This is a genomic window from Streptomyces mashuensis (assembly GCF_014654785.1).
GTDB lineage: Bacteria > Actinomycetota > Actinomycetes > Streptomycetales > Streptomycetaceae > Streptomyces > Streptomyces mashuensis.
On the sequence record NZ_BNBD01000014.1, the window covers coordinates 40,438 to 56,891 of the forward strand.

Sequence of the window (16,454 nt, forward strand, 5' to 3'; positions counted from 1 at the left end):
CGGCGAGGGGGGCGCCGCCCGTGCGTCACAGGTCGGCCTCCAGGGGGAGGCGGCGGACGCCCGGGAGGTGGTCGTCGAGCTCGCCCGGCTCGAACCGGCACATGCCGATGACGTGCCAGAACTCGCCGGCCATGTCACCGTCGTACTTGTAGCCGCCGGAGGGCGCGAGGGCGGCCCAGCCGCCGGGGACGCCGATCAGGGTGGCGCGGGCGGTGGGCGGGCCCTGCGGCGGGACGGTCCACAGGCGGACGGTGCCGTCCTCGGCGCCGCTGGCCAGGAGGGTGCCGTCCGGGCTGAAGGCCAGGGCCAGGACGCGGCCGCGGTGGCCGGTGAGGCAGGCCGTCTCGCGGCCGGTGAGCGGGTCCCACAGCCGGACCGTGCGGTCGTCGCCGGCGGTGGCGAGCAGGGGGCGGTGCGGGTGGGCGGCGGCGGTCCAGAGCCGGCCGGTGTGGCCGCGCAGCCGCCGGTACGGGCGGCCGTCGCGCCACACGACGGCCTGCCCGTCCCAGGAGGCGCTGGCGAGCCACGCGTCGTCGGGGCCGTGCACCACGGCGTAGACGCGGTCGGTGTGGCCGGACAGTTCGGCGGCCGGCCGGAAGCCGCCGAGGTCCCAGATCCGGACGTACGAGTCGTCGCAGCCGGTGGCGAGGCCCGAGCCGTCCGCGGTGAAGGAGATGGACCGCACCCGGCCGCGGTGCTGGGCCAGCGTGGCGACGTGGGCGCCGGTGCTGCGGTACCACAGGCGGACGGTGTCGTCGTCGTTGGCGGTGGCCAGGATGCGGCCGTCGGCGCTGAACGCCTCGGCCCACACGTGGTCGGTCTCGGCGTCGATCTCCCGCTGGTAATCGCCGGTGAGGGCGTTCCACAGGTAGACGTCGCCGTCGCTGCTGGCGGTGGCGAGGACGGGGGCGCCGGGGGTGAACACGGCGGAGACCAGGCGGTCGTTGAGGCCGGTGAGTTCGCGCACCCGGCGGCCGGTGGCGGGCTCCCAGAGGCGGACGACGCCGTCGTTGCCGCAGGCGGCCAGCTGGGTGCCGGTGTGGTCGAAGGCGAGGCTGACGACCTTGCGGCCGTGGCCGCGCAGGATGGTCCGGCCGTGGCCGGTGGAGGTGTCCCACAGCCGGACGGCCCCGTCGTTGCCGGCGGAGACCAGCAGCGGCCCCGGTTCGGCGGGGCCGGCCGTGCCCCGGGGGCGGAACCGGCAGGCCCAGACGGAGCCCTGGTGGTCGGCCGGCTGCTGGCGCAGCGCGGTCGCGGTCCAGCCGGTGCCGGCGGGGGTGGTGCGCCACAGCCGGACGGAGCCGTCGCTGCCGGCCGCCGCCAGCATCGTGCCCTCGGGGTCGAACACCACTTGGTAGACGGCTCCGCCGAGCGGTGCGGGGGCGGCGGCGCGGGTGCCGTCGCGGGGGTTCCACAGCAGGACGTGGCCCTCGGTGTCGCCGCTGGCCAGGAGCGTGCCGCCGGGGTGGAAGTCGAGGGTGTAGACGCGGCCGGCGTGGCCGGTGAGGGTGTGCCGCAGCCGCTGTCCGGCGACGTCCCAGATGCGGACGGTGCCGTGGTGGTCCTCGCCGCGGTCGCCGGTGGCCAGCAGCGTGCCGTCCGGGCTGAACGCGGCCCGGTAGACGGCGCCCCGGTGGCCTTCCAGTTCGGCGAGGAGCCGGCCGGTGCGGGTGTCCCACAGCCGGACGGCCGCGGCGGCGTCACCGGTGGCCAGCAGTGTGCCGTCGGGGTTGAACAGGGCGGTGTAGACGGGGGCGTGGTGGCCGGTGAGCCGGTGGGAGACGGAGCCGTCGGTGGTGTCCCACAGGGTGACGGTGCCCTCGGCGTCGCCGGTGGCCAGGCGGTTGCCGGTGCGGTCGAGGGAGACGGGCCAGACGCCGTCGGGGTGGACGTCGAGGCGGTGCCGGCAGCTGCCGGAGACCGGGTCCCACAGGCGTACGGTGCCGTCGGCGCTGCCGGTGGCGAGGACGTGGCCGCGGAACTTCACCGCGTAGACCCGCTCCTCGTGGCCGTGCAGGGTGCGCAGGGCGGTGCCGGTGGCGGCGTCGCACACGAGGACGCCGCCGTCCTCGCCGCCGAGGGCGAGGAGTTCGCCGCCGGGGCTGAAGGACACCGGCTCCGGCAGGCGGCCGGTGCGGGTGCCGTAGCCGTACGGGACGCCGACGGCGGCGGGCCGGAAGCCGGTCTCGGTGGCGAGGCCGGGTGCGACGGCGGCCAGGCTCAGCTCGGGTGTGTCCAGCGTGGCCGGGTCGGTGACGGCGTTGACGAGGGCGGCGCGCTGCCAGCTGCCGCCGGAGACGCGGATGCCGCTGAGGTCGGTGCGGATGAGGCGGGCCCGGCGCAGGTCGGCGCCGCGCAGGTCGGCTCCGCTGAGGTCGGCGCCGTCGAGCCGGGCGCCGCAGAGCCGGGCGTCGCGCAGGACGGCGCGGGAGAAGTCGGCGCCCACCAGTGAGGCGTCGGTGAGGTCGGCGCCGGTGAGGTCGACGCCGGAGAAGTCGCGGTAGGAGAGGTCCTCGCCGGCGAGCAGGGCGCCGCGCAGGTCGGTATGGGCGGGGACGCGCAGCCGGCTGAGGACCTTGACGGCGTTGGCGCGGGCGGTGTCGGTGCGGGCGGCGCCGTCGTGGCCGCCGGGGGCGGTGGCGTGGCGGCGGGCGGGGCCGGTGTCCTCGGCCAGCACCTGGTCGGCCCACTCCTGGCAGGTGCGGTGGTCGGCCAGGTCGCAGAGGAACTCCACCGCGAGCTGGCTGAGCGGCCGGCGGGTGAGGAGGGAGTCCTCGCCCCGGCCGGCGCCGAGCCGGGCGGCGGCCTCGCGGGCCACGAGCCACTCGACGACGGAGCCGTGGATGAAGCGGAAGAGGCCGTCGTCGGTGCGGACGAGGAGGCTGCCGGAGCCGACGGCGTGCGCGGCGTGCGGTGCGGACAGGCGGCTCTCGGTGAGCTCGGTGAGGGTTTCGGCGACGTCGTTGAGCTCGTCGAGGCGCAGTGCGCTCTCGCCGCTCTCCCACAGCCGCAGGGCGAGGGTGGTGACGGCCTGCCAGAGCTGGGCGAGGGCGAGGCCGGGCACGGCTCCGGGGCCGCCCTGGCCGCGCTGCTCCTCGTACCGGAGCCAGGAGGTGAAGACCTCTTCGTACAGCCCGGCGGGGCTCAGGGCGCGGCCGGCGCCGGCGACGGCGCGCAGCCGCTCGTGCTCGAGGTCGGCGACGAAGCTGAGCAGGCGGGGGTTGCGGCACAGGGCGAGCAGGTCGGGGATGCTCTCCAGGAGCCGCAGCCGGCGGTCGGCGGCGTGTTCGTCGCCGTAGCGGTTGACGAGGTAGGAGCGGATCTGCTGGGCGGAGAACTCCTGGACGGCGAGGACGCGGCGCTGCGGGAGCAGGCCGACGCGTTCGCCGAGGGCGGTGAGGATCTGGGCCTGGGAGCGGAAGTGCTGGGTGCGGCTGCTGACGACGATCTTGGCGTTGTCGACGGCGGCGTCGAGGAGCACCTGGAGGTGGTCGGCGGCGCGGTCGTAGCTGACCTGGTTGACGAGTTCGTCGAAGCCGTCGAAGAGCAGCACGATGCGGCCCTGGCGGAGCATGTAGCGGAAGGCGCGCAGGTCGATGGTGTCGACGCCGTGGCCGGCGAGGTGGGCGGCCACCAGGCCGTCGAGGGTGTGGGCCTTGTCCAGGGCGCTGAGCTGGATGAGTACGGGCGTGAGGTGGGGCAGTTCCTCGGGCAGGCGGCGGGCGAGCTCGCGCAGGGCGAAGGTCTTGCCGTGGCCGAAGTCGCCGAGGAGCAGCACGAACCGGCCGTGGTCGGCCTCCAGGAGGCGCAGCAGGTCGTCGACGAGGCCGTCGCGCTCGGGGGTGCCGGCGCGCTCCAGTTCGCGGTAGCGCTGCGGGAGGTAGAGGGCGGGCTGGTACTGGGGGTCGGTGGTCAGGCGCTCGGTCTGGGCGGTGACGTAGCCGCGCAGGTCGAGCAGGCCCTGGAAGGCGGTGAAGCTGCGGACGAGGACGCCGCGGCGACGGGCGCGGTCGCGCAGGGCGCGGGCGGGCGGCGGACCGTCGTGGACGAGTTCGGCGTCGGGTTCGGGTCCGGAGGCGTGGACCTGGTCGGTGAAGCGGTCGATGTCCTCCTCGGTGGGGGTGCCCGCGCACACGCCGACGCGCTGCTGGCGGACGAAGCCGGCTTCGCGCCAGGTGACGAGCAGGCCGGGCGGGTCGCCGGGCAGGCGGCGCAGCTGGACGCCGTCGTGGCGGATGCGGCAGACCTCGGCGACGCGGTCCAGGAGGGCGTCGCGGGGGCTTTCGGTGGTGCGGGCCTCGGGTCCGGCGGTGGGCGGGCCGTCCTGTGGGGCGGGGTCGGCGGGGGCGGGGCCGGGGGGTTCGGGGGCGGGCTGCGGGGGGCCGAAGGCGTGGTGGGTGGCGGGCCAGGCGGCGGTGTGGCGGCGTGGGGTGCCGTGCGCCTTCTCGGGCCAGTGGGTGAGGCCGTCGCGGGTGATCTGGAGGAGCTGGTGCCGGCCGGGCGCGGCGGCGCCGAAGACGGGCAGGTCGCGGGCGGGCAGGGCGAGGGCTCCGGCGGTGGGGGTGACGGCGGGGGCGGCGGTGGTGCCGCGGGCGTCGGTGGGGCCGTGCAGCAGGAGGTGCAGGCGGGGTGCGGTGAGGCGGAGGAGGGCGTCGGTGTCGCGGAGCGGCGGGGTGCCGGTGGTGTGCCGGCCGGCGCCGCCGGCGGCGGTGCCGGGGAGGCGGGCGGGGGCGGTGCCGGGGAGGCGGGCGGGGGCGGTGCCGGAGCCGTCGGGGCGGCCGTCGAGGGGCTGGAGGGTGAGGGGGCGCAGGTGCTCGGGGGGATGGCGGACGGCGCCCAGGCGGAGCCAGCCCTGCTGTTCGTAGGGGCGCAGGGCCTGGGCGAACCAGGCGGCCTGTTCGGCGCCGAGCCAGCCGTAGTGGTCGTCGGTGCGGTGGCTGTAGGCCATGGACGAGTTGAGTCCGGCGACGACGGTGCGCAGGGCGGGGACGGGAAAGAGGGTCCAGGGCTGGTCGCCGTCGAAGACGGCGTCGAGGCCCTGGTAGAGCTCGTGGAAGAGCCGGGCGTAGTGCCGCCATTTGGGCCAGTAGGGCGGCCGGGGCTGCATCTCGTCGGCTTCGCAGGTGCTGAAGTAGGCGCGGCAGGCGGCCTGGCTGACGTCCTGGCCGCCGGGGACGAGGACGAGCCGGTCGGCGGGCAGGTCGAGGCGGGCGCGGAGGCCGGTGAGGAAGGCGAGGGCCTGGTCGCATTCGCGGGGGCTGCCGGAGGCGGTGAGGTCGCCGGTGACGACGAGGAGGTCGGGGGCGGGGGCGCCGGCGTCGGTGAGTTCGACGAGGTCGCCCCAGAGAGTGGCCTGGAGCTCGGCGGGGTCGGCGCCGCGGCCGAAGCCGGGCCCGGCGAGGTGCAGGACGGTGACGGCGTCCTGGGCCCGGTCGCCCGTGCCGCCCTGCGGGTAGGCGGGGGCGGCGGCGGGGCGGCGGCGTCCGGTCCAGCCGGGGCTGCCGGGCTGCCGGGCGGGGGGCGGCGGCACGGCGGCGGGGGTGGTGGCCGGGGCGGCGCCGGCGCCGGGGGCGGTGGGTCCGCCGGCGGGGCGGCCGGGGAAGCCGGGGTGCTGGTCGGGGCGGGCCCGGCCCTCCAGGGCGTGGCCGACCCGGGTGAGGAGAAGGGCGCGGGCGGCTCCGGCGTCGGGCACGCCGACGAGGTCGACGTAGGTGATGGTGGCGAGGAGGCCCTCGACGGGGATGTCCTCGACGCGGACGGTGATGAGCTTGCGCTCGGGGGCGTCGGGGTCGGCGCGGAGGGCGGCCTGCCACTCCATGCGTCCGTAGCGGGAGCGTTCGTAGTTGCGGGAGAGGACGGCGATGACGGCGGCGGACTCGCTGACGCCGCGGTCCATGAAGTCGACGAAATTGGTGCCGGGGACGAAGTCCCAGGCCTGCAGGACGGTGCGGTAGCCGGCTTCCTCCAGCGTCCAGGCTATCCACGCGGCCCAGCGCTCGTCGGCCGGGGAGTAGCTGATGAAGAAGTCCAACGGCCGCTGGTGCGGCCCCACATGGGTCGTGCCCGGGCGTGCCACCATGGGCCCCATCCTAGGAAGCGGCGTCACTCCAGGTCACGGTGTTCGTACGAATCTTCCTTCGTGCGATTCTGTGCCATGCTCGGGTGGTGCGTGTGCTGTCCCGCTTTCTCTCCCGTCTGCACGTCCTGGACCGGATCGCCGGCGCCGTGCTGCTCTGCGGTCTGTTGTGCCTGGCCACGGGCCTGCTGCCGGCGGCTTCGGCCGGCGAGGCGATGACCCGGGCCGGGCCGTTGCTGGCGTTCCTGGGCACGGTGATCGTGCTGGCGGAGCTCACCACCGAGGCCGGGGTGTTCGACGTGGTGGCCTCCGCGGTGGCACGGGCGGGCCGGGGCAGCTATCCCGCGTTGTTCCTGTGGTGCGTGGGAGTCGCCTCGCTCATCACGATGACGCTCAACCTGGACACGACGGCGGTGCTGCTGACGCCGGTGATGCTGGCGCTGGCCTCGCGGGTGGGCATCGCGGCGGTGCCCCTGGCGATGACGACGGTGTGGCTGGCCAACACGGCGAGCCTGCTGCTGCCGGTGTCGAACCTGACGAACCTGCTGGCCGCCGACCGGGTGGCGCTGTCCCCGGCGGAGATGGCGGCCCGGATGTGGGCGCCCCAGCTGGCCGCGCTGGTGGTGACGATGGCGTGTCTGTGGCTGTTCTTCTGGCGGCGGGGGCGGCGGGGTGCGGAGCGCTACACCCCGCCGGAACCGTACCGTCCGGCCGATCCGGTGCTGTTCCGGGTCTGCGCCCTGGCCTGTGCCGCGTTCCTGCTGGCGCTCCTGCTGGACGTGATCCCGCTGTGGGCGGCGTCCGCTGCCGCGGCGGCCGTGGTGGTCGTCGCGTTCGCCGTGCGGCAGCCGGAGGTGCTGCGTCCGTCGCTGATTCCCTGGCGGCTGCTGGTGCTGGTGCCGGGGATGTTCCTGGTGGTGCAGACGGTGGACGTGCACGGGCTGCACCGGCTGCTGGCGTCGGCGATGGGCACGGACAACGACCTGCTGGGTATGGCGCGGGCGGCCGGTGTCGGCGGCGGGCTGTCGAACGTCCTCAACAACCTCCCGGTGTACCTGGCCGGTGAGGCGGCCGTGCCACAGGGCAACCACGAGCAGCTGCTGGCTCTGCTCGTCGGCACCAACGTGGCCCCCTTGATCACCCCTTGGGCGTCCCTGGCGACGCTGCTGTGGTTCGAGCGCTGCCATGCCCAGGGCGTACGGGTGTCCCTGGGGCGGTTCACCGCCACGGGCACGGTCCTGGCGGTGGGGGCCCTGGCGGCGTCGGTGGCGGCGCTGGCCCTGACGGCGTGAGGGGGACGGACGGCCCGGGCCGCCGGGCCGTCCCGGGCCTGCTCAGCCGGTGAGGGCCGTGACCGGGCAGGCGGAGCCGACCAGGTCGAGGAGGAACGGCAGGTCCTCGGCGCGTCCGGCGACGAAGCTGCGGTCGGTGTCCGGCCCGGCCGCACCGCCGTGGAAGGGGCCGCCGTCCAGCGCCCGTACCTCCACCCCCGCCTCGGCGGCCAGCAGCAGGCCGGCGGGCAGGTCGATGCCCTCTGCGCGGTAGCCGACGAAGCCGTCGATGTCGCCGCGGGCCAGCATGGCCCACGCCAGCAGCGGCGCCCACAGCTGCAACAGCCGCCGGCAGCGTTCCTCCAGGGCGCCCCGCAGGGCGCGCGCCACCGGGTCGGTGCGGCGCACGGCGTGGCCCTGGGTCCAGGCGAGCAGCGGGCCGGCGGCGGGCAGCGGCCGGGAGGGGCCGGCGAGGCGGCCCGCCGGCCCGTACGCGCCGGCGCCGGCGCAGGCGGTCCAGGTGCGGTCGGTGACCGGGTCGTGGACCACGCCGACGACCGGGGCGCTGTCCACGCAGAGGGCGATGCCCACCCCGTACGCGGGCAGGCCGATCGCGACGTTGTTGCTGCCGTCGAGCGGGTCGACCAGCCACGTGCGGCCCGGGTCGGCGGCATCGGCGGCCCCGGAGGGCGGCAGAGTGCCCGCCTCCTCCGAGACGATGCGGTCGTGCGGGAAGTGCTCCCGGATGCGGGCGACCACCAGCTGCTCGGCCATCAGGTCGAGGTCGGTGACGACGTCGCCGCGGTCGCCCTTGGCCCGGACGCCCACGTCGCCGGTGAAGCCGGCTCGCAGCAGCGCGCCCGCCTCCTGCGCGGCGCGCACGGCCACGGCGCGTTCCTCCGCGAAGCGCCCGCCGCCGGGGGCCGGCGCCGCGCGGCCGTCCGTCCTGTCGCTGCCGGGCGCCGCGTCGGCCGTGCCGCCGGGCGTGCGCTCACCGGGTAGGGCGTCCATCGAGCCTCCTGAGGACGTCGCGCGCCGCACGGACGGTCTGCGCGGCGTCGCAAGTCTGTCGTACCACCCGGTGGAGAGCGCCATGCACCGGCCCGAGGGTCATGTCGAAGCGCCCCGGAAGCAACCGGCCGTACAGCAGGGTGGCCGCGTGCACGCCGGGCGGGACGACGGTGGCGTGGAACTCGCCGGCGGGCAGCGTGTAGATCCGGCCCGGGCCGCTGGTCTCGCGTTCTGCGGGTTCCCACCGCACCAGCCGGGCGGTCGGCCGGATCTCGTCCACGGAGCCGGGGCCGCTGTGCACTTCGAAGACGCGGTGCGAGGGGTCGTCGGGCCGGTCGCGCACCCGCACCCGCAGATTGCCCACCTCGCCGTACAGCACGCAGCTGGCGAGATCCCAGCTGTGCGCGTGGACGGGCGAGGTGGTCAGGCCCGTCGCCGCGCGGTGCGCACCGTCGTCGAAGACGTGCACGCACACGCCGTGGACGCCCTCGCGCCGCACGGGTAAGCAGAGGAAGCCCAGCGGGTGCCGGACGGCGCGCAGCGCGCCGTCCCCCGAGGCGACCTCGCCGAGCGCCGCGACGGCGGCGCCGAACAGCTCGGCCGCCTCACCGCCCCCGGCCATCACCTCTCCGATCCTGCGGTGGTCCACCGAGCCGGTCATGACGACTCACCTCCGGTACGGGTTCTCCGCGTGCAGGGCCTTGTCGATGATCTCGCTGACGTCCCGGTCGGTGAAGGACGCCGGGAGCGGCAGGGCCAGGCCCCGGAACAGCCGCTCCACCTCGTCGATGGTCGGTTCGTCGCTCAGCGGTTCGGTGCGGCCGAGGTCGAGCGTGCGGGCCTGTTCCCGGGCCTGGTGCAGCTCGGTGACGTAGTAGTCGTAGAGCGGACGGTCCCGCTCGATCAGCAGGTTGACCCGGCGCGGGTCGTCCTGCGTGACGATCAGGCAGGTCGCGGACAGGTCGAACCGCAGGGTGGGCACGACCGAGGACAGGTGGACGTGTATCTCCAGGGTGGTGAGCCGCTGCCGGTGCCAGCAGGCGGCCAGGACGGTGGCGTACGCCTCCTTGCGGGTCCGGTCGACGGTCCAGCCCTCGGGCCGTACGGTGTCCAGCTGGTGGGCGAAGGTCCGGCGGAAGCCGGCGTAGGCCGCGCAGACCTGCTCGTCCGCCGGGTTGACGATGTCGATCCGCACGGTGAGGGAGCGGCGCAGCCGCTGGGCCTCGCTCACGCACACGGGCAGGGTCACGGCGCGCAGGTACGTGCCCGTACCGCCCTTGAACTCCCAGCGGTCGGTGGTGCGCCGGGCCCGGTCCAGGGCCCGCTCGAGCTCGTCGCCCGACAGCGCGCGGACCATGGTGAGGTCCTGCAATGCCTCCCGGGTGTCCTTCATGGCGTCCCGGATGTCGGTGACGCGGCGGCGGCGCTCGGTGAGCGTGCCGAACACGAGGGCGGCGAGGACGAGCAGGATCGCGCCCGAGGTGATGTTGTCGTCGAAGTTCTTGTCGAGGATGTCGAGCGTGCCGATGACCAGCGCGGCCACCATGGCGACGACCCCGTCGAGGTTCTTGAGGGTCCAGGTCACGGCCTTCTCGACCCCGCGCCCCAGTTCCGCCGTTCTGCGTCCCATGGACCAGCCTCCCCCGGTTGTACGGCCATCGTAGGAGCGGGGTGTGACAGCGGGCCAGGAAGCGGGGGCGCCCCGGTCGGTTCCTCGCCACCGGCACGAGGCCGGCGGCACATGTCTGGGCCGGAAGGGTGAGGTGCGGCGACCCGCCCGGCCCGGTGGTGGTTCCGGGCCCGCCGGGGCCGGACCATGCGGGCATGGCTCAGTGCGAGGTGTGCAGCAACGACTACGACATGTCCTTCGTGGTGGAGGCGCAGGGCGCCCGGCACGTGTTCGACTCCTTCGAGTGCGCGATCCACCGCATGGCCCCCATCTGCGAGCACTGCGGGTGCCGCATCATCGGCCACGGCGTGGAGGCCGACGGGCACTTCTACTGCGGGGCGCACTGCGCCTCGGCCAAGGGCGCGAGGGGCCTGGTGGACCACGTGTGACCCGCGCCGGGGGGAGCGCCGGCGACGGCCCGCGGGCCCCGTCGGCGGCGCCGGACGCGCCGTCGCCGGGTGAGACGCTGCGCGCGCTCCGGCAGGAGCGGGGCGTCTCGCTGGCCGGGCTGGCCCGGCTGGTGCACTACACGAAGGGCTACCTGAGCCGGGTCGAGGCCGGCAAGAAGCCCATGACGGCGCAGGTCGCGCGGAGTTGCGACGAGGCGCTGGGCGCGGGCGGCGCGCTGGCGCGGCTGGTGCCGGAGACCGCCGAGCGGCGGCCCCGCCCCCTGCTGCCCGAGGCGTGCCCGTACCGCGGTCTGGCGGCCTACGACGAGGCGGACGCCGGTTTCTTCTTCGGCCGGGACCGGGCCGCGGCGGCCCTCGTCCAGCGGGTCACCGCCCAACTGGACGGCTCCGGGCCGTCGGTGGTGGTGGCCGCCTCCGGCACCGGCAAGTCGTCCCTGTTGCGGGCGGGTCTGGTGCCGCGGCTGCGGCGCGGGGTGCTGCCCGTACCGGGGTCGGAACGGTGGCCGGTCGTGGTCATGCACCCGGGCGAGCATCCGGTGCGGGAGCTGCTCGCGCAGGTCGCCGGGGTCTCGGCGGCCGGCCCGGAGCGGCTGGCCCGCGCCCTGGAGGAAGGGCCGGCGGCGTTCGCCCGCGCGGTGGCGGCGGCCCTGGGGATGCTGCCGGGGCCGGGCGGACGGGCCGAGCCCGTACGGCTCGTGCTGGTCGTCGACCAGTTCGAGGAGCTGTTCGCGGTGTGCCCGGACGTCCGGCAGCGGGCGGTGTTCGTCCGGGCCCTGCACGCGCTGGCCACCGGCCCCGCGCGCCCGGACGGCGGCGACGGCTGTTGCGCGCTGGTCGTGCTGGGGCTGCGGGCGGACTTCTACGACCGCTGCCTGCCCTTCCCCGAGCTGGCGGCGGCGCTGCGCGAGGGCCAGCTGCCGCTGGAGCCGCTGCGGGACGCGGAGGTGCGGGAGGCCGTGACGGGCCCGGCCGCGGCGGTGGGCCTGGAGTGGGAGCCGGGCCTGGTGGAGGTGGTGCTGCGCGACCTGCGGTCCGGCCCGGGGGCAGGTGACGGGGCCGTGCCCGGCGACGGGTTCGAGCCGGGCGCGCTGCCGTTGCTGTCCCATGCCCTGCTGGCGACGTGGCAGCGGCGGGAGGGCCCGCGGCTGACGGTCGAGGGCTACCGGCAGGCCGGCGGCATCGCCGGTGCGGTGGCGGCCACGGCCGAGCGGGCGTACGCGCGGCTGCCGGCGGAGCGTCAGGAGGACGCGCGCCAGGTGCTGCTCCAGCTCGTACGGCTGGACGAGGACGGGCGGGCCACGCGCCGCCGGGTCACCCGGGCCGCGCTGACCGGCGCGGGCGGACGGCGCCCCGAGGCCGCGGTCGGCCAGGTGGTGGAGGAGTTCACCCGGGCCCGGCTGCTGACCGCCGATGCCGGCGAGGTGACGCTGGCCCACGAGGCGGTGCTGCGGGCCTGGCCCCGGCTGCGGGCGTGGGTGGACGGCGACGCGGCGGTGCTGCGCGACCGGCAGCGGCTGACCGCCGCCGCCCGCCAGTGGGACGCGGAGGGCCGGGACCCGGCGGCTCTGCTGCGCGGCGGCCGGCTCGCGGCGGCCCGGGAACTGGCCGCGCACCCGGTGGTGTCCGTGGACGCGGTGGAACGGGCGTTCCTGGACGCCTCCACCGCGCAGGCGGCCTCGGAGCTGGAGACGGAGCGGCGGCGCACGCGCCGGCTGCGGTGGCTGCTGGCCACGGTGGCGGTGCTGCTGGTGCTGGCGGTGACGGGCGGTACGGCCGCGGTGGTGATGGACCGGCGGGCGGTGGCCGAGCGCGGCGTGGCGCGCGCCGGTGAACTGGCGTTCCGCTCGGTGGCGCTGGGAGCCTCGCGGCCCGAGGTGTCGATGCTGCTGGCGACGGCCGCGTGGCGGCAGGCGCACACGCCGGCGGCGGCCGGTGCGCTGCTCAGCGCGCAGGCCCAGGCGTACGCGGGACGGCTCGCCGGGCACCGGGGGCCGGTGTTCGCGGTGGCGTGGTCGCCGTCCGCGGGGCGGCTGCTGTCGGCCGGGGCGGACGGCACGGTGCGCGAGTGGGACGCCGCCCGGCGGCGTGCGGCGCGGACCCCGGTGCGGGGCGGCCGTCCGGTGCGGGCGCTGGCCACGGCGCGTGAGGGGCCGTGGGCGGCGTGGGGTGACGACAGCGGCGTGGTGACGGTGTGGGACGCAACGACGGGACGGCGGACCGTGGCCGCACCGGAGAGCGTGCACCGGGGGGCCGTGCGGGCGGTGGCCCTGTCCGCGCGCGGCGACGTGGTGGCCTCGGCGGGTGCGGACGGCACCGTACGGCTGTGGCGCCCGGGCGCCCCGGCGGCCCGCGCGGAGGTGGCCGATCCGGGGCTGGGCGCGCTCGCGGCGGTGGCCGTCAGCGCGGACGGCCGGCGGGTGGCGGCCGCGGGACGGGCGGGGCGCGTGTGGCTGCGCGACACGGGCACCGGCCGGGAGACGGTGCTGGGCGACGGGCAGTACGGGCAGGTGCGGGCCCTGGCGTTCTCGCCGGACGGCGGCCTGCTGGCCACCGGCGAGTGGCACGACGCCGTCGGGCTGTGGAACACGGACAGCGGGGAGCGCGTGGGGGCGCTGACGGGCGCGCAGGACTCGGTGTTCTCGGTGGACTTCTCGCCCGACGGCCGGCTGCTGGCGGCGGCCAGCCAGGACGACACGGCGGGCGTGTGGGACGTGGCGGGGCGCCGCCGCCTGGCCGTGCTGGCCGGCCACCTGGGCCCGGTGCACGCCGTGGCCTTCGCGCGGGACGGCCGCACCCTGGCGACGTCCGGCGAGGACGGCACCGTACGGCTGTGGTCGCCGCGCGAGACGGCCGGGCCGCTGCCCGGCGCGGCCTGGCTGGACGCGGCTCTGTCGCCGGACCGGCGGCTGCTGGCGGTGGCGGGGCAGGACGGCACCGTACGGCTGTGGCGGACCCGCGAACGGACGGCCCGGACGCTGCGGCCCGGCGGGGCGGCGGTACGGGCGGTGGCGTTCGGCGCCGGCGGTGCGCTGCTGGCGACCGGGGACGAGCGCGGCGAGGTCACCGTGTGGCGCGTGGCGGACCCGGCGCGCCCCTGGCTGCGGTGGCGGGCGCACGACCGGCCCGTCACCTCGCTGGCGTTCCGGCCCGGCGGCGCGCCGGACGCCCCGGTGCTGGCGACGGCGAGCGAGGACGCCACCGTACGGCTGTGGCGCGCGGCCGACGGCGGGCGGACGGTGCTGCGGACGCTGACCGGGCACGAGGACGCCGTCTACCGCGTGCTGTTCCTCGACGCGGACACGCTCGCCACCGGCAGTCTGGACGACACGGCCCGGATCTGGCGGTTCGCCGACGGCCGTGAGCTGCGCCGGCTCACCGAGCACACGGACACGGTCCTGGGGCTGGCGGCGGGGCCGCACGGCATGCTGGCCACCGCCGACCGGGACCACACGGTCAAGCTGTGGGACCGGCGCGGCGGCCCCAGCCTGCGCACCCTCGCCGGGCACACCGGCCCCGTGACGTCGGTCGCCTTCTCCCCCGGTGGCAGCCGCCTGGTGACGACCGGCCGCGACGCGACCGTACGGATCTGGGACCCGCGTGACGGGCGGCTGCTGCTGACGCTCACCGGGCACACGGGGCGAGTGCGGGGCGCGGCGTTCCTGGGCGAGGACGGGCCGGTGGTGTCGGTGGCGGAGGACGGCACGGTCCGCTGGTGGCGGCTGGACGTGGACCCTGTCCTGGCGGGCGTCTGCCGGGCGGTGGGCCGCCCGGGACCGGCGGACTGGCACCGGCTGCTGCCCGATGTGCCGTACGCGCCGGGGTGCGCATAGCCGCAGGCCAGGGGCGGTTTCCCGGCGCGGGGCGCTGGGGGGCAACGGGCAACCCCTGGGCCCGGTGGCGGGCGGCGGCCGAGACTCGGAGCAGTCCGGAGCACGCCCGACGAAGTGGAGGCACCCCCATGCCCGTTCGTGACACGACCACCGGAATGCGCCCCCGTACGGCCCGCATGGTGGTGACGGCGCTGCTGGCCCTGACCGGTACGGGCCTGACGCCCGCCATCACCGTGGGCCCGGTGAACGTCACGTTCCCCGTCACCCTGCCCACACCGGCGCCTTCCTGCGGCGCCCACTGTCCTGTACCTCCCGCGCCTCCCGTGCCTGCCGTCCCAAAGGCGCGGTAGCGGCTCCGCGCGTCGCGCCGGGCCGCCGCCGGTGGCACGCTGGTCCCATGGCCCGGCCCAACGAGGAGGTCGAGGCGCTGCTGCAGGAGTACGCCGACCTCGTGGCGATCACCGGCGGCGACGCCTTCAAGGCGCGTGCCTACGAGAAGGCGGCACGCGCCATCGGCGGCCACCCGGTGGACGTGGCGACGCTGGACGCCAAGGGGCTGCAGGAGATCCCCAACGTCGGCAAGTCGATCGCCGAGAAGGTGGTGGAGTTCCTGCGCACCGGGCGCGTCTCCGCCGTCGAGGAGGTCCGGGCGTCGATCCCGGCCGGGGTGCGGGAGCTGCTCACCATTCCCACGCTGGGCCCGAAGAAGGCCATGGCGCTCTACGAGGAGCTGCGGGTGTCCTCCGTGGCGGAGCTCCTCGACGCCGTCCACGACCGGCGGCTGCGCGACCTGAAGGGCTTCGGGCCGAAGACGGAGGAGAACATCCTCCACGGCATCACGCTGATGCAGAAGGCCGGCGGCGGCCGGGTACTGCTGAGCGCGGCCATGGACGTGGCCGAACAGGTGGTCGGCGAGCTGTCCCGCATCACCGGCTGCGACCGGTGTGCGTACGCCGGTTCGCTGCGGCGCATGCGCGACACGGTGGGCGACATCGACGTCCTGGTCGCGGCCGGGCGGTCGGAGCCGTTCATGAAGGCGCTGGAGGGGCTGCCGTACACGGCGGAGGTCATCGCGAGCGGGGAGAAGAAGACGTCGGTCAGGACGACACAGGGTCTTCAGGTCGACCTGCGGGTGCTTCCTCCGGAGTCGTGGGGCGCGGGCCGGCTGTACTTCACAGGGTCGAAGGCCCACAACATCCGGCTGCGGGAGATGGCGATCCGGCACGGTTTCAAACTGTCGGAGTACGGGCTCTTCCACGCCAAGAGCGGCAGGAAAGCGGTGTCCGAGACGGAAGAGGAGATCTATGCCAAGCTCGGTCTTCCGTGGATTCCGCCGACGCTGAGGGAGGACCGCGGCGAGATCGCCGCAGCCCTGAAGGGCGAACTTCCCGAGGTGGTCGAGGAGAAGGACATCCGAGGGGACCTCCACACGCACACCGACCTCACCGACGGGGTGTCGACGCTGGAGCAGATGGTGAGCGCTGCGGCGGAGCGCGGCTATGCGTACTACGCGATCACGGACCACGCGCCGAATCTGTACATGCAGCGGATGACGGACCAGAAGATCCTGGCTCAGCGGGAGCGAGTACGGGCGCTGGACGGCAAGCACCGGAAGATGCGGCTGCTGCACGGCACGGAACTCAACATCGGCCCCGAGGGCGACCTGGACTGGCCGGACGATTTCCTGGCCGGCTTCGACCTGTGCGTGGCGTCGGTCCACTCGCACTTCAACCAGAGCCGCGAGGAGCTGACCCGGCGCCTGGTGCGTGCCTGTGAAAACCCCTACGTGTCGGTCATCGGCCACCCGACCACGCGCCAGATCGGCAAGCGACCGGGTATCGACGCCGACTTCGACGCGGTCTTCGAGGCGTGCGCGCGAACGGGTACGGCGCTGGAGGTCAATTCCCACCCCCAGCGCCTGGACCTGTGCGACGAGGACATCCTGCGTGCCAAGCGCTACGGCGTGAAGTTCGCCGTCAACACCGACGCCCACTCGGTGACCCACTTGCCGTACATGCGGTACGGGGTGGGTACGGCGCAACGGGGTTGGCTGACGAAGGACGACGTCATCAACACCTGGCCGCTGCAACGGCTGAAGCGGTTCCTGCGGCCGCCGGGCCGGTCGCGCTGACGGGTCTCGGCCACAGCGACCTGTTCGAGCGTCGGTTCGCTGCCGACCCTGCCGCG

General features: G+C 75.8%; 9 protein-coding genes. 5 read left to right on the top strand and 4 right to left on the bottom strand.

All coding sequences use genetic code 11. The annotated features are described in order from the left end of the window. Positions 1 to 25: 25 nt before the first annotated feature. The gene (locus tag IE305_RS26360; RefSeq protein WP_190132262.1) at positions 26 to 6,088 is read right to left on the bottom strand and encodes a TIR domain-containing protein; all 6,063 of its coding nucleotides are present in this window, start codon (positions 6,086 to 6,088) and stop codon (positions 26 to 28) included. A gap of 77 nt (positions 6,089 to 6,165) precedes the next feature. Here IE305_RS26360 and IE305_RS26365 point away from each other — a divergent pair, with 77 nt between their 5' ends. Then, a complete protein-coding gene (locus tag IE305_RS26365) occupies positions 6,166 to 7,368 on the top strand; it encodes an ArsB/NhaD family transporter (protein ID WP_229891555.1) in 1,203 nt (400 codons plus the stop codon). Positions 7,369 to 7,410: 42 nt separating this feature from the next. Here the strand turns inward: IE305_RS26365 and IE305_RS26370 are convergent, their stop codons facing one another. Genes IE305_RS26370 through IE305_RS26380 form a run of 3 tightly spaced genes read right to left on the bottom strand, consistent with a single transcriptional unit; the run spans position 7,411 to position 9,988 of the window. Next, positions 7,411 to 8,358, bottom strand: a complete 948-nt coding sequence (locus tag IE305_RS26370) for an inositol monophosphatase family protein (RefSeq protein ID WP_190132263.1) — start codon at positions 8,356 to 8,358, stop codon at positions 7,411 to 7,413. Then, the gene (locus IE305_RS26375; RefSeq protein WP_190132264.1) at positions 8,339 to 9,019 is read right to left on the bottom strand and encodes a hypothetical protein; all 681 of its coding nucleotides are present in this window, start codon (positions 9,017 to 9,019) and stop codon (positions 8,339 to 8,341) included. Before IE305_RS26375 ends, IE305_RS26370 begins: the two co-directional genes overlap by 20 nt. Before the next feature lie 6 nt (positions 9,020 to 9,025). Continuing rightward, on the bottom strand, positions 9,026 to 9,988 hold the full coding sequence (locus IE305_RS26380) for a hypothetical protein (RefSeq protein WP_190132265.1): 963 nt from the start codon (positions 9,986 to 9,988) through the stop codon (positions 9,026 to 9,028). Positions 9,989 to 10,182: 194 nt separating this feature from the next. Between IE305_RS26380 and IE305_RS26385 the strand changes: the two genes are divergently transcribed. The 4 genes from IE305_RS26385 (at position 10,183) to polX (ending at position 16,398) form a co-directional block, all read left to right on the top strand. Further along, positions 10,183 to 10,416, top strand: coding sequence for a metallothionein (locus tag IE305_RS26385; protein ID WP_190132266.1), 234 nt, complete (start codon positions 10,183 to 10,185; stop codon positions 10,414 to 10,416). Beyond that, positions 10,413 to 14,267: an nSTAND1 domain-containing NTPase gene (locus tag IE305_RS26390; RefSeq protein ID WP_190132267.1), complete on the top strand. Its 3,855-nt coding sequence runs from the start codon at positions 10,413 to 10,415 to the stop codon at positions 14,265 to 14,267. Before IE305_RS26385 ends, IE305_RS26390 begins: the two co-directional genes overlap by 4 nt. Positions 14,268 to 14,395: 128 nt before the next feature. Then, positions 14,396 to 14,617 (top strand): hypothetical protein, encoded by a 222-nt coding sequence (locus IE305_RS26395; protein WP_190132268.1) that lies wholly within the window; start codon positions 14,396 to 14,398, stop codon positions 14,615 to 14,617. Between the two features lie 47 nt (positions 14,618 to 14,664). Continuing rightward, positions 14,665 to 16,398 (top strand): DNA polymerase/3'-5' exonuclease PolX, encoded by a 1,734-nt coding sequence (gene polX / locus IE305_RS26400; RefSeq protein WP_190132269.1) that lies wholly within the window; start codon positions 14,665 to 14,667, stop codon positions 16,396 to 16,398. Positions 16,399 to 16,454: the final 56 nt, after the last annotated feature.